The sequence below is a fragment of the Burkholderia sp. AU45251 genome (assembly GCF_030482905.1).
GTDB classification, from domain to species: Bacteria; Pseudomonadota; Gammaproteobacteria; order Burkholderiales; family Burkholderiaceae; genus Burkholderia; species Burkholderia aenigmatica.
The window spans coordinates 16,186-34,518 of sequence record NZ_JAUJQH010000047.1 but is presented as its reverse complement, the minus strand read 5'-3'; the positions used below and the strand labels follow the sequence as shown (position 1 = coordinate 34,518).

19 protein-coding genes are annotated in these 18,333 nt (G+C 67.0%); 5 read left to right on the top strand and 14 right to left on the bottom strand.

The window, feature by feature from the left end:
* Positions 1–213, top strand: a 213-nt coding sequence (locus tag QZM67_RS38855; RefSeq protein ID WP_301811579.1) for a hypothetical protein, incomplete at its 5' end; no start/stop codon positions are given.
* Positions 214–450: 237 nt separating this feature from the next.
* Positions 451–888 (top strand): ATPase, encoded by a 438-nt coding sequence (locus QZM67_RS38850; protein ID WP_235996237.1) that lies wholly within the window; start codon positions 451–453, stop codon positions 886–888.
* Positions 889–1,053: 165 nt separating this feature from the next.
* Here the strand turns inward: QZM67_RS38850 and QZM67_RS38845 are convergent, their stop codons facing one another.
* From QZM67_RS38845 to QZM67_RS38800, 10 genes are all read right to left on the bottom strand, one after another.
* Positions 1,054–1,740, bottom strand: coding sequence for a DUF429 domain-containing protein (locus QZM67_RS38845; protein ID WP_301811577.1), 687 nt, complete (start codon positions 1,738–1,740; stop codon positions 1,054–1,056).
* Between the two features lie 9 nt (positions 1,741–1,749).
* Positions 1,750–2,274, bottom strand: coding sequence for an HD domain-containing protein (locus tag QZM67_RS38840; protein WP_043185438.1), 525 nt, complete (start codon positions 2,272–2,274; stop codon positions 1,750–1,752).
* Positions 2,275–2,395: 121 nt separating this feature from the next.
* Positions 2,396–5,866 (bottom strand): YhaN family protein, encoded by a 3,471-nt coding sequence (locus tag QZM67_RS38835; protein ID WP_301811575.1) that lies wholly within the window; start codon positions 5,864–5,866, stop codon positions 2,396–2,398.
* Positions 5,867–5,869: 3 nt separating this feature from the next.
* Positions 5,870–7,120, bottom strand: a complete 1,251-nt coding sequence (locus QZM67_RS38830; protein WP_301811573.1) for a DNA repair exonuclease — start codon at positions 7,118–7,120, stop codon at positions 5,870–5,872.
* Positions 7,121–7,185: 65 nt separating this feature from the next.
* Entirely contained in the window at positions 7,186–7,728 is a 543-nt protein-coding gene (locus QZM67_RS38825) for a CbrC family protein (protein WP_301811570.1), read from the bottom strand.
* Between the two features lie 78 nt (positions 7,729–7,806).
* Entirely contained in the window at positions 7,807–8,517 is a 711-nt protein-coding gene (locus tag QZM67_RS38820; protein ID WP_301811567.1) for a hypothetical protein, read from the bottom strand.
* Between the two features lie 22 nt (positions 8,518–8,539).
* On the bottom strand, positions 8,540–9,310 hold the full coding sequence (locus tag QZM67_RS38815; protein ID WP_301811563.1) for a hypothetical protein: 771 nt from the start codon (positions 9,308–9,310) through the stop codon (positions 8,540–8,542).
* 380 nt (positions 9,311–9,690) lie between these two features.
* Positions 9,691–10,233, bottom strand: coding sequence for a hypothetical protein (locus QZM67_RS38810; protein WP_301811560.1), 543 nt, complete (start codon positions 10,231–10,233; stop codon positions 9,691–9,693).
* 300 nt (positions 10,234–10,533) lie between these two features.
* The gene (locus tag QZM67_RS38805; RefSeq protein ID WP_301811559.1) at positions 10,534–10,878 is read right to left on the bottom strand and encodes a hypothetical protein; all 345 of its coding nucleotides are present in this window, start codon (positions 10,876–10,878) and stop codon (positions 10,534–10,536) included.
* A gap of 101 nt (positions 10,879–10,979) precedes the next feature.
* Positions 10,980–12,965 (bottom strand): gamma-glutamyltransferase family protein, encoded by a 1,986-nt coding sequence (locus QZM67_RS38800; RefSeq protein ID WP_301811556.1) that lies wholly within the window; start codon positions 12,963–12,965, stop codon positions 10,980–10,982.
* Between the two features lie 375 nt (positions 12,966–13,340).
* On the opposite strand from QZM67_RS38800, the gene QZM67_RS38795 reads away from it, so the two are divergent.
* A complete protein-coding gene (locus QZM67_RS38795; protein ID WP_301811553.1) occupies positions 13,341–13,526 on the top strand; it encodes a hypothetical protein in 186 nt (61 codons plus the stop codon).
* An 82-nt stretch (positions 13,527–13,608) separates the two neighbouring features.
* On the top strand, positions 13,609–14,547 hold the full coding sequence (locus tag QZM67_RS38790) for a site-specific integrase (RefSeq protein ID WP_301811550.1): 939 nt from the start codon (positions 13,609–13,611) through the stop codon (positions 14,545–14,547).
* Between the two features lie 48 nt (positions 14,548–14,595).
* Here the strand turns inward: QZM67_RS38790 and QZM67_RS38785 are convergent, their stop codons facing one another.
* From QZM67_RS38785 to QZM67_RS38770, 4 genes are all read right to left on the bottom strand, one after another.
* Complete coding sequence (locus QZM67_RS38785) at positions 14,596–15,075, bottom strand: RES family NAD+ phosphorylase (RefSeq protein WP_043185420.1); 480 nt, start codon at positions 15,073–15,075, stop codon at positions 14,596–14,598.
* On the bottom strand, positions 15,072–15,527 hold the full coding sequence (locus QZM67_RS38780) for an antitoxin Xre/MbcA/ParS toxin-binding domain-containing protein (protein ID WP_031403156.1): 456 nt from the start codon (positions 15,525–15,527) through the stop codon (positions 15,072–15,074). Before QZM67_RS38780 ends, QZM67_RS38785 begins: the two co-directional genes overlap by 4 nt.
* Before the next feature lie 371 nt (positions 15,528–15,898).
* Complete coding sequence (locus tag QZM67_RS38775) at positions 15,899–16,102, bottom strand: DUF1289 domain-containing protein (RefSeq protein ID WP_175025351.1); 204 nt, start codon at positions 16,100–16,102, stop codon at positions 15,899–15,901.
* A gap of 171 nt (positions 16,103–16,273) precedes the next feature.
* Complete coding sequence (locus QZM67_RS38770; RefSeq protein ID WP_301811547.1) at positions 16,274–16,915, bottom strand: HD domain-containing protein; 642 nt, start codon at positions 16,913–16,915, stop codon at positions 16,274–16,276.
* Between the two features lie 214 nt (positions 16,916–17,129).
* Here QZM67_RS38770 and QZM67_RS38765 point away from each other — a divergent pair, with 214 nt between their 5' ends.
* Positions 17,130–18,095 carry a GlxA family transcriptional regulator gene (locus tag QZM67_RS38765; protein WP_301811545.1) on the top strand — a complete coding sequence of 322 codons (966 nt, stop codon included), beginning with the start codon at positions 17,130–17,132 and terminating at the stop codon, positions 18,093–18,095.
* Positions 18,096–18,333: the final 238 nt, after the last annotated feature.

Below are 18,333 nucleotides of genomic sequence, written 5' to 3'. Positions count from 1 at the left end.
AGGAACTTCGTGTTTCTCAGCAGCGCTGCGTTTTCAGCAGCAGAGAAGCGAGATTATGAACCGTGTTTCGCATTTCGTCAACAACTTTTTTCACTACATCGTTGCGACTGCGGGGCTCAACTTCCAGGCCAGTGGCGCGCTTCAGACTCCAGCACACCGCCAACCTTGCTTCCCTCTTCCGCGCCGCGTTTCCGTTGCGCGAAAGAGGCGTGATTGTAGGCAGCCGCCCCCAACTACGCAAGCCCCTTTGTGAAAATATTTTGAAAAAGCCCCCGTGCGCTGCCGCGCACGGGGGCTTCGGGCTCAACAGGCCGCCCATCGCGATGGAAGCCGCCTCCCATAGATATGACGCAAGCCGCTCTGCCTTCCATATAGGAAGCCACGGAACCGGCAAGGAACCGGGTGCTGTCGAGTATCATGCCGCGACCGAACCACGCACTCATATCCACGATGGACAGCACCATTCAACCCGGCGACGCCGACCTTCGCGACGAATATGCAGCGCTGCGCGAGCGCGCCATCATCCTGGAAGAACAGGCTCCGCCACTTCTGCAACGCATCTCGGATGTATTGCCGCGAATCAGCGGCGAATCCGAACTGGCGGACGAACACCGCGAGCGACTCGTCGGCGCGCGCAACGCGGCGATGGTCTCGATCGAAAACTATCAGCAGGCGATTCCTTTCCTGCAGACGGCCGACTCGATCATCGAGCAGCTGGACAAGACGCCCGAGCGCGACGAAGACATCGAGTGGCGTGATTCGCTGCTGCAACGGCTCGACGAGCTGATCGACGTCGCAGTCGTGATGATCGACGATGCCGAAGGCTACTTCGAGCAGGCGCAAGCCTGCGATCTGGCCAGCGTGCCGAAAGCCATCCTCGAGGATTGAGCAGCGCCGCTCGGGATCGCGTCGCGCACCGGCGTCACGTCGTGTGCGCCAGCCATCCCGATGCTTGCCGGCTGACAGTCGCCGCCTGACACCTTTGTCGACACACCGGCTGCTTCGCTCCCGCAAAAGCTCACCTTATCTCTACGCCCCGGCCGCGGGACGCAGCTACCGCGCATCGAGAACGATCGTCTCGCTCACGATCGGCACGCGGATATATCCGCCCTCCGCATCGCCATACGCATGCGCGTTCCCGTCGATGACGCATTGCGCCGTCAACGCGCAAAGGGTCGCGTCTCGCGCATCGACGGACTTCAGCGTCGACACGTCGATCCCCAGTCGCTCCAGCAATTGCCGGCGCTGGTTGCGTTTCTGCTTTGCCGACGCAACAGACTTGCCCAGCATCGCGCAGGTGATCGCATATGGATAGGTCTCGAAGCTCGCGCGCCCGCCCGCATAGCGCGCGCCGGTCAGCAGCGGATAGGCGTCCGCGAGCGCGCGGTAGACGCGCTCTCCCATGAACATCCAGTCGAAGAAGCCAGACGTGCTCGCGACCGCCTGCTCCCGCGACGGCGTCGGAAAGCACGAGATCCGCTCGCGCGCGAGCGCCTGCTCGGCCGCCCGGCGCCCGCTCCCCGCCCACCACAGGCTCGGTGCGTCGACACCGACGGCCACGACGTCATAGGCGAGACACAGCGCAGGCACCGCCTCGGGCGCGATCTGCGCCTCGCGGCAGACGACCGTCGTTCCGCGCAGGATCACGAGATCGCATTGCTTCTTTTCCCCGCCCACATCGACACCCGCCACGACCGGCGATTGCGGCGCGGCGGATCCGACGGATCGGGTCGATCGCATGCAGGCGCCTCAGTCCGCCGGCCTGGCGTCGTAGGCGGTGTCGAAGATCGCCTCGAGACCGGGATGCACGCCGCGCATCGGGTCGACGACCGACTTCGCCCAGTCGAAGTACGCCTGCTTGCGCTCGAGCGGCCAGTCCGCAGGCGGATGCCGCGCGATGTCGCGCAGGTTGCAGATCTTGTCGGCCAGCTTCACGAGCTTCGCGCGCCGGCTGATGGTCGCCGCATGCTCGACCTGCAGGCGCTTGCGCTCCTCCTTCGGCAACGACTTGTCGTCGGTGACTTCCATCACGATGTCCGCCACGTCCTTGCCGAACAGCCTCAGCAGTTCCTGCTCGGTCGTCTCGGTATCCTCGACGGTATCGTGCAGCACCGCCGCGACGATCACCCGTTCGTCCTCGACGCCGGCCTCGTTGGCCAGCACGTCGGCAAGCGCGATCGGATGATTGATGTACGGCGACGCTTCTTCGTCCTTGCGCCGCTGATTGCGATGCTTGTCCGCCGCGAACGCGATGGCGGCTACCAGCTTTTTCATATTCCCCCCTCGTGTGGCCTGACCCGCGACCGGCAGAACCGGCCGCGGGCATTTCGGAACCGCACATACTACCTGCTTGCGATGACCCTGCCCGAGCGCCGGCCTCCACGCACGCCGCGCGTCACGCACCCACCGGCGCGCGCTGCAGCTCGACCACGTTGACCCGCGCGCCGAATACATCCCTCACGAGCGGCAGCAGGTGGTCGTGGTGCGTCAGGAACAGCACCTGAGTGCGCGTCGACAGATCGCGCAGCGCGTCGAGCCCGGCCTTCGCGCGCGCATCGTCGAAGTTGATGAACAGGTCGTCGGCGACGAACGGCAGCGCGGTCCGGCTGCCGAGCTGCAGCTCCAGCGCCGCGATCCGCAGCGCGAGGAACAACTGGTCACGCGTTCCTTCGCTCAACCCCGCGACCTCGACCGATGCGCCCTTCGTCCGTCGTGCATAGAGTGCGGGCGGCGTCCGTTCGGTATCGACGGTCAGCCGCGCGAATTCGCCCAGCGTGAGCCCCGAAAAAATTTCGCCCGCGCGCCTGAGCATCGGCCCCTGCTTCTGGTCGCGATAGCGATCCGTCGCCCACTTCAGCAGCCGGCTCGCGGTGGCCGCCTCCAGGTACTGCTCGGCTGCATCGCCCATCGCCGCCAGCGCTTCCTGCCGTTTCGACTCGGCAACGGCGGCATTCGCCTGCCCATCGATTGCGCCGAACGCCTGATCGGCCACGACCTGCTGCTGGGAAAGCTCGTTGAGCCGCTTGCCGACATCGCCGAGCGACTGCTTCACCGCTTCAAGGTGCGCCGGTACGTCGACGATGTCCTGCTCCGCGACTTCGGCTTCGACGGCGGACCGGGACAGGCCGTCGCCATCGCGCACCAGTGCCTCGTGCGCGGCATCGACCGCCTGCCGAAGCTGGCGCTGGCGATCCGAGCGTTCGGCCAGCGGCAGCGCCGCGTCGATCGACGCTACGCCGGCCAGTTGCAGCAGTGGCTGGATGCGCGCATCGGCACCGGCCACCGCGGCGGCGGCATCCGCGACCTTGCCGTCGGCCTGCCGCACGGCCTCGTCGGCACGACCGATCGCACGTGCAATTTCCCGGGCGGCCGCGAGGCGCATCGTCAGCCGGCGCGCGACGTCCGGCCAGTCACCGCTCGTCAGCCATTCCGGGGCGAGCGCCGCGGCCAGTCGCCGTGCCCCCGCCTCGAGCGCGGCCAGTTCCGCGCGGATGGCAGCGATCCGGTTGCGCGGCGCATCGGCATCGGCCAGTTCGGCCGTCACAGCGTTGGCGAGCCCGAGCGCCCCTTCCGCCGCAGCCAGCGTCGCCGCGCTCGCGGACAGCTTTGCGTCGGCCAGCGCGGCGCGCCATTGCGCTTGCCACGCATCGTAGGCCGTCTGCGCGTGGCCGGCGCGCGACTGCGCCGTCGCACACCCGCGTTCGGCTTCCCGCGCGCGATCCTCGAGGCTGTCCTGTTGCGCGAGCGCCTTTTCGGCCGACTGGACGAAGGTCTCGGCGCTCGCGACGAGCGCTGCCAGGCCATCCGACTCGCCGCCTCGCGACACGGTGCGCAGCGCCGCGCGCAACGCGGCTTCGGCACCGGCCCGTGCGGCGCGAATCGTGTCGAATTCGCGGCGCTGCCGATCAAGGTCGGCCTGCGCGGCGAACACCGTGTCGCGCTTCGCAAGCCAGTCGCCCATCGCCGCCAGCGGCATGCCGGGCACCGCGGCCGTCGTCGCGAGTGCAGCCCACGCGTCGCGATGCGCGGCGAACTCACGCTCGCGCTCTTCCAGCGCGGCCTGCCTGCGCGTCACGCCGGCGCGCGCGGATTCGACCTGCTGACGCAGCGACTGCAACGTCGCCGCCGCCTGCGTCGCGCCGAGCTGCGCATCGACGAGTTCGTCCGCCAGGCGAATCGCGTCGTCGACCGCAGGTGCGCCCGTGACGAGATCGACCGCGCCGCTGCGGATATCGCCCCATGCGCCGTCGCGCCGCGCACGCGCCGCCAGCACGTCGGCGGTCGTGACGACCTTGTGGTTCTCCGCGAAATGCTTCTCCTGCAGTTCGAGCCGCTCGAGCTCTTCGAGCGCGCCGTCCCGCGCGTCGCGTGCCGCAGCGGCGGCGCTCGCGCGTTCGCTGTCTTCCTTCAGCAGCGCGCCGAGCCGCGCCGCCGACGGCACGTCGAGCGCCCGCAGCGTGTCGACCGGCATGCGCCATTGGCCGAGCGCATCGAGTGCACCCGCCAGCGCGCTGTCGGCAGCAGCGATTTCATGTTCGAACGCCTGCTCGCGCTGGCCGCTGTTGCGAAAGCCCTGCGCATCGGCCAGCGCCGCACGCAGCGCTTCCGGCACATCGACGGTCGACAGGCGCGCCTGTTGTTCCCGCACCTGCGCAAGCTCGCGCGTGCGTTCGTCGAGCGACTCGCGCGCACCGGCAAGCGCCTGGTGCAGCGCGCCGTGCTCGCGCAACAGGTTGGCGACGGTCTTCAGCGACAGCGCCGTCGGCAGCGACGCACGCAGCGACACCTCGTCCGTCGGCCAGTCGAGCTGGGCGGCCGCGGCAAACGCGGCGGACAGGTGCCGCTCGACGTCTGCACCAAGCAGCAGCAGATCCTGTGCGTGATTCATGCACGCGCCGCGCAGCCGATCGAGCGCTTCAATGTCCACTTCGAGCGCCAGCGTGTCGGCATCGGCGTCGATCGCATCGCGCGCCTGCCGTTTCGCGAGCAGGTCGGCACGACGCTCCTCGAGCACCTTCTGTTCGGCCGCGAGATCGCCCTGCGCCTTCAGCAGATCCGCATACGCGGTGGGCGGCAACTCGACGACCGCGCCCAGTTCCGCCAGCGCCGCGTCCTTGACCGTCAGCTCCTTCAGGTACGGCGCCAGCCGCCGCACGCGTTCGAGCTTCGAGCGCAGCGCTTCGAGCCGGCGCTGTTCGGCGCGCGCCTGCTCGATCTGCTGTTCAACCGCTTCGCGCGCGTCCTTGCGTTCGACCCAGTCGCGCGTGCGCACCTGGACCGTCTTCAGTTCGGTCACGGCTTCGTTGAACGACGATTCGGCGAGCGCGAACGCACTGCCGCTGCGACGCGGTGCCCAGAGCTCGACCGAACGCGCATCGAGCTCCTCACGCACCGGCCCGAGGCTGCCGACACCGGCGGCCGATTCGAACAGCACCTGGCCGAGCTTGTCGGATGCGTCGAGAATGCTCCGGCCGCCGTCGACCAGACGCCTATGATCGAGCCCGAACATCTGCTCGAAGAATTCGCGCGTGGCGCCGTCGAGGATGGCGGCCAGATAGTCGTCGGGCAGCTTGTCGTCGGCGGGCGTGCGCAGCGGACTGCGCCCGCGCGCGCGGTGAAACGCGAGTTCGCCCGTGCCGCTCTCCAGCACGCCGCCGATCCGCAGCTCGGGCGTGCTGTGCAGGAAATCGAGCGGCGTCTGCAGCTTCATCCCGAACAGCAGTTCCGACACGGCCGTGCGGATCGTCGATTTGCCGGCCTCGTTCGGCCCCACGATCACATGGAAATCCTCACCGGCCGACGGGAAACGCAGCGTCTCGTCCGTAAACTTGCCGTACTTGATCAGATCGAGCTGATTGATGCGCATCGCTTACTCCCCCCTCGCCAGCCGCGCGAGCAGAGCAGGCCCGACCTGTTCAACGAGCGCCGTGAGCTCGCCCGCACGTGCCATCGCCAGCAACGGCACCTCTTCCTTCACGTCGCTGCGCACCTTGCCGACGAACGGCTTCAGGTCGCGTTCGAGCAGTTCGAGGAAATCCGGATCGCGCGCGGCGTCGGCCAGGATCTGCTTCAGGTCCTCCAGCGCTTCAAGCTGCTCGCTTTCGCCCGGCTGATGATCGGCCGCGGACGTCGCGAGCCGGACCTTCTCCAGCCACAGCCGCTCGTTGCCGATGATGCCGATCTGGTTCAGCACCTCCGCACGCAACTGCGGCGCGCGGCCGAAGAAGAGACCGTGCGCGGGCGTGCGCCCCGTGACCGTCACGCGCACCGCGCGCGGCACGTGGCCGTCGACGGTCAGCAGCGCTTCCAGCGACTGGCCGATCTTTCTCGACAGGTCGGCAACCGTCAGGCAATCGGACGCGTCAACCGACACGGCTTCCCAGCGCAGCACGTCGAGATACAGACGCTCGACCTGCGTGCGGCCTTGTTCGATCGTCACGAGCACCGCACCGCGGCGGCCCGTCTCGCGGATATGACGCCCCTGCAGGTTGCCGGGAAACACCACCGTTGACGGCCCCGTCCATTGCTGAAATTCGTGCACATGGCCGAGCGCCCAGTAGTCGTAGCCTTTCGCGTGCAGTTCGGCCAGCGTGCACGGCGCATAGTTCGCGTGCGCCGCATAGCCTTCGAGCGCCGTATGCAGCACGCCGATGTTGTAGTAACCGGGCACCGGGTCCGGATAGCCGATCGCGAGATTGTCGACGACCGCCTTGTCCTTGAAGCTCTGCCCGTGCAGCGCGACGTCGAATTCCGGCAGCGTGTGGGTTTCCGCCTTGCGGTGGCCGAACACGGTGACGTTGTCGGGCAGCGTCAGCTTCTTCGTCATCTCGCTTTCGGCATCGTGGTTGCCGCCGAGGACGAACGCGCGGATGCCGGCCTTGCGCAAGCGCCCCATCTGCTGGCCGAAGAAGATGCCCGTGTTGTGATCCTTCCAGTCGCCGTCGTACAGGTCGCCGGCGATCACGAGGAAGGCGACTTCCTCTTCGATCGCACGATCCACGAGCTGCCGCAACGCCTCGCGCGACGCGTTGCGCAACTGCGCGGCCGGCGCATCGGGATACGCGCTCAGGCCGTGCAACGGGCTGTCAAGGTGTATGTCTGCCGCGTGGATGAACTTCACGAAGATTCCTCTGTTTCATGACGATGGGGGCCTGCGATCGCCGTGCGACGCCGCCAGCCAGACCATCAGTCGCAATCCTGGTAGCCGCCGAGTTCGCCGCAATGGAGGCAGCGAAACATATACGCTGTCGGCGAGCCGTCCTTGTCGAGTGCGGCAAAGAAACGCACCCACTCGCCGCCCTCGTCGAGTCCGGTCGATTCCCGAATCGACGCAATAGCCTGCGGGCCGAGCGCGGTCAGTTCGTCGGCGCCTGCACGGCCGATGAACTGCGCGCCATCGCCGCAATGCGTCCACCACCGTTCCTGCTGCCAGCCCTGAAAGCCCGGCGTGCGACAGGCGATTTCGTCGACGACTGCGTCGGGTACTGCGTCCCATTCGCCGCCGCCGATGCCGTACGTGTCGGTAAAGGCTGCGTCGAGCCGCGCGTGCGCCGAACCGTCGGCGATGCACCACGGGCAGATGCATTGCTCATACTCGTCGACCGCATACACGGGGCCGGCGTACACGTAACCGCGCGCAGCGCCGCAACACACGCAGCGCGCATCCGAACGGATCACGCTGCCCGTTGCCAGCGGGTCGGGATGGTACCTGAAAGCGGGTAACGACATGAGGCTCTCCGTCGATCCGGAAGGTGGGGAATCACGCGATGCGAACTCGACCGGCCATCGTGCCACAGCGCGACCGTGTTACTGAGGAACCTCGGCCTCGACAAACGAGCCGTTCACGAAACGAAAAAAGCGATGCGTTGGACCGCCGTGTGCGAGATATTCCCACCGGATGTCGATACCGGCCGGTTCGTCGCGCCACGCGATCGCCAGGTAGGGCGATTGCGCTCCATCGTTGGTTTCGAGCGAAACGGAGTCGATGCAGCTTTGAACCGGCAGCGAGAAACGCGGTACCGCACGGGCGCCGTGCAGTTCCAGCACGTGCAGCGCCCCTTCTTCGCCCGCGCCGCAATATCCGGTCGGACGGACGTTCGACGAGCGGTTGACGACGACCAGCAGATAGTCTTTGCCGTCGATCCGCTTCACCCGGTCCGACGGGAACGCGACGCTCGATGCATCGGCCAATACGCGGCGGAGCTCGACCGGCACGCTCAGTGCCGATTTCTTGTGGCGGGCGACATCGACCTCGAACAACCCCGGGCGCACCCATTCGATCTCGTGACCGTTGGCGAGCCGCACCGATTCGGGCGCCGGCGTTTCGGCGGAGGCAACGGCGGTACTCGAGGCCAGCAACGCCAGCGCCGCGAGCTTCAACACCATCGATTTCGTCGGGCTGATCCGTGTCCGCATGAGTCGCGCAGGATTGTCGTGAAGTTCATCGTATGTGTCGGCATGTCGTTCGGGCAGCGCCGATTCAGGGTCGCCCCGCGTGCGTCGTTCGTCACGACGCACGCGGCCGATCCACGACGTGCCGTCACTCGCCGCGCGGTACCGGCGGCGGTGCATAGCCGTTGTCATTGCCGGGGAACGGATTCGCGTTGCGGCGCAGCGCCTCCTCGTCGTTCTCCTTTTGCGCGAACAGCGCGACGCCGATCACGCCGACGTTCGCGGCATCGCCGTACTTCGCGTTCGCGACATAGCTGTCGGGTACCGCCGCGAAGCGGAACGCGGCGACTTCGTCGCGGCTCTTGCGGAAGCCCTCGATCGTCAGCGTGCGGCCCGGATACAGCACGTAACCGCCGTTCGTATAGCGGCCCGGCCGCCCCGACAGCACGTCGAGCCCGTCGACGGTCGACACGACCTCGAACGTGCGGCGCCCCTGGTTGCGCAGCACGATCATGTAGCGCGAACCTTCGACGCCCGCCATGTGCCAGCGGCCGTCGCTGCGCGCGAGATGCAGCGGCGCGCCCTTTTCGTCCGTGAACGACAGCGCGATGTCGCCGTTGGCGAGCGCGACGCGCGTCGGCAACCGGCGCACCTGGGACGCGGGCGGATGTCCGGGCAACGCATCGTTGTAGTAGACCGACGCGAGATCCGTTGGCTTCGCCGGATCCGCGCGCTCGAAATCGACCTGGCGGGTTTCGGATCGTACCGACTCGCCCCACGCAGTGCCGAGCCCGCGGCGTTCGCTGGCGTCCGGTGCGGCGGCGGACGCATGGGTGCTGGCGGACGGCGGAGGCGGCGCTGCGCAGGCAGCCAGCCAGAGCGCGCAGGCGAGCGCGAGAAGACGAAACAGAAGGGTCATGACGTGAGGCCTCGGAATGTTATCGGGCCGCGCCGGGCTGGCCGGAACGGCGTTTTGGTGTCGTCTGTCGTCACGATGTCGATCGGACATGCATGCCCGTATCGGCCGGCGCCGCGATCGCGGCGGCCCGGCAACCCACCGGGAGCCCCGCTATTTAAGCATGGTGGGCAGGCAATGGGCAGAGGATGCGCACGCCGCCCGTTGCGGGCCCGTGCCGGCGAGCATCGGGCAAGGTGCCCGTACGCGTCGCGTCGCCGGATCGATGGAGAACGCCGACGCATCCCTGTATCGAGGATGGGATGAACGGCGCGCCGTGCGCACCAACAAAAAAAGCCCGGCCCGCATCGAAGCGGGCCGGGCTCTGTCGGGAAGCGTGACGCTTACTGCGCGCCGCCTTGTGCCGACGCCGAACCCTTCACGCCGACCGATGCGCCGCCCTGCACCGAGTTCGTCGCGCCTTCGAGCGCCTCACCGGCCTTCGCCTTCGCGCCGCCGGCGACGTCGCCCGCCGTCGACATCGCGCCTTGCGCGTGGCTCTTTGCCGTGCCTGCGACATGCTTCACGTGCGATTTCGTCGAGTGGACGGCCGATGCGGCGGCCTCCTTCGCCGTGCCCGCTGCCGAACCGACCGCATGCGTCGCGCCGTCAACCGTATTGCCGGCTGCCGAGCCGACGCCGCCGACCGTCTTGCCGACGCCGTTCAGCGCGCCGCCCACGACGTTGCCCGCACCCGAACCCGAGCCTGCCGCATTCGCGCCGGCGCCAGCCTGCAGGCCCACGCCACCGCCGAGCAGCGGCGTCTGAACCTGCGCGCCGACGCCTGCGGAACCCTGGGCGCCGGTCTGGGCCGTCTGTGCGAACGCAGCCGAAGTCGCCATCGCGGTCAGTGCAGCACCCACCAGAATCGTACGAATCTTGTTCATGGTCATTCTCCCCAAAGACGTTGTTGCTGCGGGCCGCCTTCGTGCGGCTTGTCGCATGCCTCGCCGCGACGTGCGGCAGGTGGAGCTAATGTAGCGGCGCGGACGCGCAAAACGATTGATTTGCGGGGACTGTTACTTCCGTTGCAAATGCTGACGATTGACTCACACTGTTTGACAATCGGGGGCTTGCGGCGGGATTGGACGGTAGACGGGGGGACTCTGGAGGCACGCCGCACGGTGCATTCCGCAACGGCGACGCGGCGGGTCGCCACGGATCGGGAAACCAGACAGGTGAAGCGGCTAGCAGGGAAACCGGCCGCTTCTATAAGCATTCCAAAGGATGCGTGTCGGCCAGCCATCGGTGCGACCCGACAACCGGCTCCTCGCGATGAGTTCGATGTCGTCGGATACGCACGCCGCCACGCCGGCATGCCCCGATGCGCCGAACGCGAGCTTGAACGCCTTTTCCCTCAGTGCATCCAGGGCCGGCCGGTTGACCGCTGCGCCCGGATCGCCGTCGATTTCGTCGAACGACGCCATCCACTGCGCATCGAACGGCTCGGCATCGCGACTGTCCAGCGCGCGGTCGCAATCCAGGTCGCCGAGGAAATCGAAAAAGCCCGGCACCGACAGGATGGCGTCCATTTCACGCAGATGCGCATTCGTCATTGCGACTCCTTCACGATGCACGGCCCCGACCGCCCGTTGGTGAATACCGGCAGATCGGGGCCGCGCGTTCCGCCCGATTATGGCCGAAACGTATCGCCGAGCACGACGCCTTCACGTCGCGGATCGGTGCCGCCCTGCAACGCGGGCGACTGGCCGACCGTCACGCGCATCACCGTGTTGACGCCGCTCGCCTGCGCGGACGTCGACACCTTGTGCCCGAGCGCGAGCAGCCCCGTGATCAGCGGATCGTTCGCTCCGTTGTTCGCGGTGTTGACGTTCGGATGCTCGCCGCCGATCGCGGTCGTCGGACTGTTGCTCGCGCCGAAGTCAACGAGCCCGGCGGACTGCTGCGCGTCGAGGCCCCAGTCCAGTGCGCCGACGAGCGTCTTGACCACGTATTGCGGAATCGTGCCGCCGCCCGGCGAACCGGTCGCCATCACGAAATCGCCGCGCGAGCCGTCCGCGGCCTGACCGAACACGATCGTCGGCGCCATCGAGCTGCGCGGCCGCTTGCCCGGTTGCAGGCGGTTGGCCACCGGATTACCCGCGCTGTCGACCGGGTTCGCCGAAAAATCGGTCAGCTGGTTGTTCAGCAGGAAGCCGTTGGTCATGTGAAACGAGCCCATGCTCGATTCGACCGTCGTCGTCGCGCTCAGCACGTTGCCGTCGCCGTCGACGATCGTGAACTGGTTCGTGCCGTGCTCGATCAGCGTCGTGTCGACGCCGAGCGGCACCGCGCCGAGATTGCCGGGCTGTGCGGTGCCCATGCTCTTGGTCGGGTCGATCAGCGCTGCGCGCGATTTCAGGTACGGCTTGTTCAGCAGCGTGTTCCACGTGCCGCCCGGCAGCGGCACGAAATCCGTATCGGCGACGTATTTGTCGCGGTCGGCATACGCAAGCCGTTCGGCCTCGGTAACGAGATGCACGCCCGCGACGGTCGGCTTGCCGCCTTCGAGATCGATCGCCGTCGGCTTCAGCGACTTCAGGTCGTAATTCTCGAGAATGCCGAGCGCCGACGCGACCGCGATGCCACCCGACGACGGCGGCGGCATCCCGCACACCCAGTAGCTGCGATAGGTCGTGCACACGGGCTCGCGGCGCTTCGCCTGGTACGCGGCGAGGTCGGCTACGGTCGTCTTGCCCGGCGTGAGCGTCGATCCGTCCGCACCCTTCGTCGTGGCAATCTTCGCGACGATGTCCTGCGCGATCTGCCCCGTGTACAGCGCGTTCGCGCCCGACTGCGCCATCAGCGTCAGCGTGCGCGCATACGCCGGATTCTTCAGCACGGTGCCGAGCGTCTTCGGCGAACCATCGGCGTTCAGGAAATACGCGGCAGCCTCGGGGTCGCGCTTCAGGTTCGCGGCGTTCGACGCGATCGCGTCGGCGAGCCGGCCCCCGATCGGGAAACCGTTGGTCGCGAGCGTGATCGCATCGCCGAACAGGTTCTGCCACGGCAGCCGGCCGTGATCCTGCTGCAGCGCCTCGATCAGCCTCGGCACGCCGATCGTGCCAATCGAGCGGCCGCTCGCCCGTGCGTTCGGCAGCGGCGCGGACTGGTCGGTCGCGTCGTCGACGTAGCGCAGGTAGTTCTCCGTCGCGGCGGCCGGCGCGGTTTCCCGGCCGTCATACGCCTGCAGTGTCTTGCCGCGCGCATCGTAGTAGAGCAGCACGCCGCCCGAGCCGAGGCCCGTCGCTTCGGGCACGGTCAGGCCGAGCACGGCCTGCACGGCGACCGCCGCGTCGGCGGCCGTGCCGCCTTTCTTCAGCACCGCGCAACCGGCCGCGCTCGCGTACGCGTTCGACGTGGCCACCAGATAGGTCTTCGCATAGACCGGCTTCATCCCGGTGCGATAGCCCGACGACGCTTCCGGCAGCGACGGGTCGCCCGGCTGGTTCGAGCCCACCACGACCGTCGCACCGCTGTTGTCGACCGCGAGGCAGCTCGCATCGGTGGACGGTGTCGGCGTGCGGCCTGCTTCGTTCTCGACGTCGCCGCCGCATGCCGTCAACAAGGCTGCCGCGAGCAACGCGGACGCATACGGAAAAATCGCTGTTCTGTTCATTGTCTGCCGATGTTCTTGTAGGTCGTTGCGATGGACATCACGCTGCCTGCGACCCCCTCGGTGCGCCGGCAACGCATTCGATAGTCCCATGAACAAAAATTTTTTCGCAATAAGGGAATGACGTAATGCGACCGGACGTTGCGCGCGCAACGTCACCGCATGCGCGTGCTGGGGGCGTGCTGCACTGCATCGCAGTGCGATGCGCTCGCTCAGCCGATGTCGTGACGTCGTTACCTTGCTGCCCGACGGTGTTTGCCGACTGCGCGGCCGTCGCGCGCGAAACCGCTTTCCATCGCTTCGACCGCCTCGGAGAAAAACTCGGGGAACATCGTCATCGCGCTGGTCGCGCGGATCGCGTATGCAATTCCAGCCGCCGTGGGCGGAAGCATCGCGCTGGTCGTGTTCGCGATGATCAGCGTGATGGGCATCCAGCTGCTCGCCAGCATCGACCTGCACGCGCGCGCCAACCAGAGCGGCGTGCCGGCCGCGCTCCGTTTCTTCAACCCGCTGCTGCTCTTTTACCTGGCGATGCCTTTCGACGGCACGCGTACCGCGCACTGACGCGCCGGTTGCATCGGGCCAGCCAAGCCGCTGGCCATCGGAACGATTGCCGGAGTCTCCACGTTCCGGCTATAAATCGTGCATGGACACGAATCGCTGGATTCACGACCCCGTCGGCGCCTTCCTCGCATGGCAAGAAACCGCCGCGACCGGCGCCGATCGCCGGCCGTTCGCGCAGCGATCGGTCGTGCAGCACGTCGCGATGTTCGAACGGTTCCTGCGCCATCTGATCGCCCAGCACGTGTCGCTGGCCTCGTTCGGTCCCGACCACGTCGCGACCTTCCTGGCGGAACTCGAACATACCTGTGCGCCCGGCACGTCGACCCGCGTGCGCTACGCGAAGCTGATCGACCGGCTGTGCCGGCATCTGGTCGAAACCGGCGTGCGCACGATCCATCCGGCCGGCCGGGCGACACACACTCTCGCATGGCCGGACGGCGAGCCCGAGCCGTGCTACCTGCCGCCCGATGCCGACGCGGCGCTGCAGCGCCATGTGCAGCCTCGACCAGACGACACGCCGGCCGACTGCCGGAATCGCGCGATCGTCGCGCTGCTGCTCGCGAGTGGCATCACGTCGGCCGAGATACGCGCGACGACGCGCGACGCGCCCGATCTCGACGCACGACCGCCGGTGCTATCCGTGCCGCGCGATCGCGCACGGCCCGCGCGCCGAATCCCGCTCGCCGCATTCGCGCTGGCGCCGCTCGCCGCCTGGCGCGCGCGCTCGGCAGACGCGCCGGCATCCGCGTTGCTGTTTCCCGCGCCGCGCGGCGGTGGCGCGATGAACGACATGTTCCTGCTGCTCGTGGTGCGCGACGCACTGACCGCGATCGGCTTCCACGCGGCGGACCTGAGCCCGCGCGTGCTGCGCAATACGTATGCGCGCCGCCAGTTGCTCGCCGGCCACACACATGCCGACGTCAGTGCGATGCTCGGTCTCGTCAGTACACGAACGGTCACGCGCATCCGGCAGACGCTGCGGCGCGATGCGGCTGCGGATCGCGCCGCACACGAGCGCTGATCCCGCACTGGCACTGGCCCGAGCACGGGCTGCGTGCCGTCCGGTTCCCTATTCGCCCGGCTTCGACTGGATCAGCCGCAGAATCCGGGTGTCGTACGGCGATTGCATGACTTCGGCGATACGCACCTCGGAAGCGGCCGGATGCAGCGGGTTCAGCAGGAAGTTGTGCGCGTGCGGCACGACGACGCTCGGGACGCGCAGCAGCGCGCTCGGCTGCGTGTGCAGCCACTCTGTGCCGGCGCTGCGGGTCCAGTCGACGTCGGTTCGCCAGTCGTCCGGCGCGTCGCCCTCCGCGATTTCGGCGATGTCGACCGAATCGGCCACCTCGATGCGAAGCAACTGGTATCCGCTCGGCAATTGCGCGACCGTGGCGATTTCGAAATGAACGAGCGTCTCGAGCAGCGCGAGCGCTGGATGCTCGGCGAGATACACGACGGGCTGCCCGGCGAAATGCCAGCGCCCGCCGGCGCGCAACCCGCCGATGCCTTTCAGGTCGGCGAAATTGCTGATCCGCCACAGCGTCGTCAAGCGAAGTACCCCTCGTCGATCTGCGTGAGGACTTCCTCGACGAGCCGCGCGCCATGCTCGGTGCTCGCCATGTCGAGCGACGTGCGGCCGCCGAAGCGCTGGAGCCCGTTGCGCAGCCACGCCATCGCCTTGTCCTGGTCGCCGAACGTGGCCGTCGCCTGCGCGACGATGCGCGCGAGACGGATCGCCTTGTCGGATTCCTCCGGCGACAGGCGTTCGTGCGCCTGGCGACGATGACTCAGCGTGCGGCGCGGAATGATGAAGGCCAGTTCGTCCGATTTCAGCCCGCGCTCGGACAACCGGTCGATCACCGAGACATCGACGCGTGCGCTCGCCAGCTCGGCAAGATCGGCCCCCGATCGGACGCGGATCGCCAGCAACTGTTCGAGAATCGTGAATTCGGCCTGACGCGGATGCGCGACGCCCGAAGGATGAAAAGCAATGGTGCTCATGACCTCTCCCGGCAATTTGCCCAATTATTATAGGCGTTTTGCCGGGAGCGTGCGGGAACCGGTTGGAGCGCGCGCCTGTGGCGGTCGTCAGGGCCTCTGCGAAGGCGGGAGCGAACGTGACCCACCTGTCTGGAGGCAGGTTGCTGTGATCGCGAATCGAAGATTCGCCTGGGTGATGGGATGCAATTATTCAGTATATAAAGTCCGGACTCACATCACGCGGTTGTCACGTAACAACTTTTTTACTGGTTTCATGTGTTCGCGTTCCTCCGCCCCATCATTCCAGACAAGGTCGAGGGATTCGCCCCGAACAGGGAGATGTTCGCCAAGCGCCGGCCGCGTCATCCGGAAGGAACGCCGCTTCTGGCAATTCACCGTCCGTCCCGACGGAAACGCATCGCCGTGCCCTCGCGCCGGATGCGTTCCCATGTCGCGCGTTTCTCGTCGTCGTTCATGAACACCCAGTGCGAGACCTCGTCGGCCATTCGGCCGCATCCCTTGCAGACATCGTCGAACAGTGTCGAGCACACGCCGACACAGGGGCTGTCGGGTACGTCGTGAAGCGTGGAAGCCATTGGAACACCCGCATCGGTTGAACATCCGGCAGCGCAACGCACAGCACTCCCATAAACGGGTACTTTGCTGCCGGCGATGCGGCCTGTGCCGCGACGCCAACCCACCCCGCTCACTGAGACGCTGCCGCCAGTCCCCCCCGTACCCGCGATCGTGCGCCCTACCGCGAGCAATCAGCCGGCCCACGCGGACGACCGGATCACGCTGCAGAAATTGCCGGCATGGAAATGCGGATCCTTGTCGGCGAGCACGTCGGCCTTCACGTTGCCGAATGTCGTGTCCGGCTTGTGCTTGATCCCGTCGTAGAACGCCTGAATGATGTCTTCCTTGAAGTGCGGCGTACGCGGATGTGCACGGACGACGGCCTCGCGCTCGACGTCGCTGTATTCCGGATACGTCAGCCCCAGCACGTCCATCTCGACGCCCGCGGTAACGAGCGCGATCACCGGATGCATGTGCTGCGGGATACCCGGCGTGGTATGCAGCGCGATCGAAGTCCATACGACGTCGATATCCCGCTGCGAGATGCCCTTGCCCTTCAGGAAATCGCGGGCGGCGTTGGCGCCGTCCACTTCGAAACGCTCGCACGCGCTGCTGTGTTTGTGCGTGAGCCCCATGTCATGAAACATGCAGCCACAGTAGAGCAGCTCGGGATCGTATTTGAGCCCGCGCCGCTGGCCCGCGAGCGCCGCGAAATAGAAGACGCGGCTGGAATGATGGAACAGCAGCGGAGACGCGGTATCGCGGACGAGTTCGGTGATCTCGCGCGTCAGTTGGCTATCGGGAATGGTGATGCCTGCAACGTTCTCAGTCATGATCGACCTCCATTGAAAACACCCTTGATTCTCCGGAGTTCGATAGCTGTCTCCAATAGACGTGTTACGTCAAATCCTGCCATTTCGCGCGACGGACGGACACGGTGCCCGCACGGCGGAAAGAACGCCGGAAACAGGCGCCCTCACCCGCCCCATGCACCGACGGCGCCCCTATACTGCTACCCGTCACGTTCGACACAACACGCAATCGATCATGCCGAAGGTCGTGGGAATTTTCGCCGTTCCGGGCGTTCAACTGCTCGATGTCTCCGCACCGCTCGACGTCTTCGCCCAAGCGAACGCCGAATGCGGGAAGCTGTTCTATACGTTGCGGATCATTGCGAGCGAGTCTGGCCCGATCCGCAGTTCGTCCGGTGCGCAGTTGCTGCCGGACTGGATCGTCCCCGACATTCCTGAGCGCATCGACACGCTGCTGGTCGCCGGCGCACCGAGCGCCGGCCGGATCGCACTGCGCACCGACGTCCTCGCGTGGCTGCGAGCGACGGCCGTGCAGAGCAAGCGCTACGGCTCGATCTGCACCGGCGCGTTCATCCTCGCGGCCACCGGCCTGCTGAAAGGGCGTCACCTGACCACGCACTGGGCTGCCGCCGACGCGCTTGCCGAAGCCTATCCATCGCTCGCCGTCGACGCCGACGCGCTGTACGTGCGCGACGGCAAGCTGCGCACCGGTGCCGGCGTCACGGCCGGGCTCGATCTCGCGCTCGCGCTGGTCGAGGAAGATCTCGGCCGCGAGATCGCGCGGCGCGTCGCCGCGCAACTGGTCATGTTCTTCAAGCGCCCGGGCGGGCAACTTCAGTTCAGCCGCAAGGGCGAAGCGCGCCCCGCCGGGCGTTCGGTACTGCAGGAAGTACAGCGCTGGATCGCGGCGAATCCGGAACTCGAGCATTCGGTGGCGGAGATGGCGAAGCATGCGGGCATGAGCCCGCGCCACTTCGCTCGGCTGTTCCGCGCGGAAGTCGGCATGACGCCGGCTGCCTGGGTCGAGGCGACCCGCATCTCGGCGGCCCGCCACTTGCTCGAGAACGGCCACGACACGCCGAAACAGGTCGCCGCGAAATGCGGCTTCGCGAACGTCGATACGCTCAGGCGATCGTTCACCCGGCACGTCGGAATCACGCCGGCCGAATACCGGAAACGGCAGGCAGTCCTGGCCGAGTGACGTAGCCGTGTGTGCGCGATTCGGCGCGAACGAGGTCAGTCACTCCGCCCACATACTTCGGCATCCGATCTAAATGATTGTCGTGCGGTCAAGCCACTGGCCGATCGACGACATCGCCCCACTGGAAGCCTCGTCGGCGGTCCTGATCGACCGCGGGACAGCCCCGCAATTATCAGACGAAACACTCGCCAGCCCAGATCGTTTACCCAGTTGCAATAATTATTCGCTGGAACGCGTA

What these genes read in the sequence shown, in the direction of transcription:
- QZM67_RS38850 (WP_235996237.1), top strand. Translation starts at nt 451, where the DNA reads ATGGACAGCACCATTCAACCCGGCGACGCCGACCTTCGCGACGAATAT.
- QZM67_RS38845 (WP_301811577.1), bottom strand. Translation starts at nt 1,740, where the DNA reads ATGCGATCGACCCGATCCGTCGGATCCGCCGCGCCGCAATCGCCGGTC.
- QZM67_RS38840 (WP_043185438.1), bottom strand. Translation starts at nt 2,274, where the DNA reads ATGAAAAAGCTGGTAGCCGCCATCGCGTTCGCGGCGGACAAGCATCGC.
- QZM67_RS38835 (WP_301811575.1), bottom strand. Translation starts at nt 5,866, where the DNA reads ATGCGCATCAATCAGCTCGATCTGATCAAGTACGGCAAGTTTACGGAC.
- QZM67_RS38825 (WP_301811570.1), bottom strand. Translation starts at nt 7,728, where the DNA reads ATGTCGTTACCCGCTTTCAGGTACCATCCCGACCCGCTGGCAACGGGC.
- QZM67_RS38815 (WP_301811563.1), bottom strand. Translation starts at nt 9,310, where the DNA reads ATGACCCTTCTGTTTCGTCTTCTCGCGCTCGCCTGCGCGCTCTGGCTG.
- QZM67_RS38810 (WP_301811560.1), bottom strand. Translation starts at nt 10,233, where the DNA reads ATGAACAAGATTCGTACGATTCTGGTGGGTGCTGCACTGACCGCGATG.
- QZM67_RS38805 (WP_301811559.1), bottom strand. Translation starts at nt 10,878, where the DNA reads ATGGACGCCATCCTGTCGGTGCCGGGCTTTTTCGATTTCCTCGGCGAC.
- QZM67_RS38800 (WP_301811556.1), bottom strand. Translation starts at nt 12,965, where the DNA reads ATGAACAGAACAGCGATTTTTCCGTATGCGTCCGCGTTGCTCGCGGCA.
- QZM67_RS38790 (WP_301811550.1), top strand. Translation starts at nt 13,609, where the DNA reads ATGGACACGAATCGCTGGATTCACGACCCCGTCGGCGCCTTCCTCGCA.
- QZM67_RS38780 (WP_031403156.1), bottom strand. Translation starts at nt 15,527, where the DNA reads ATGAGCACCATTGCTTTTCATCCTTCGGGCGTCGCGCATCCGCGTCAG.
- QZM67_RS38775 (WP_175025351.1), bottom strand. Translation starts at nt 16,102, where the DNA reads ATGGCTTCCACGCTTCACGACGTACCCGACAGCCCCTGTGTCGGCGTG.
- QZM67_RS38770 (WP_301811547.1), bottom strand. Translation starts at nt 16,915, where the DNA reads ATGACTGAGAACGTTGCAGGCATCACCATTCCCGATAGCCAACTGACG.
- QZM67_RS38765 (WP_301811545.1), top strand. Translation starts at nt 17,130, where the DNA reads ATGCCGAAGGTCGTGGGAATTTTCGCCGTTCCGGGCGTTCAACTGCTC.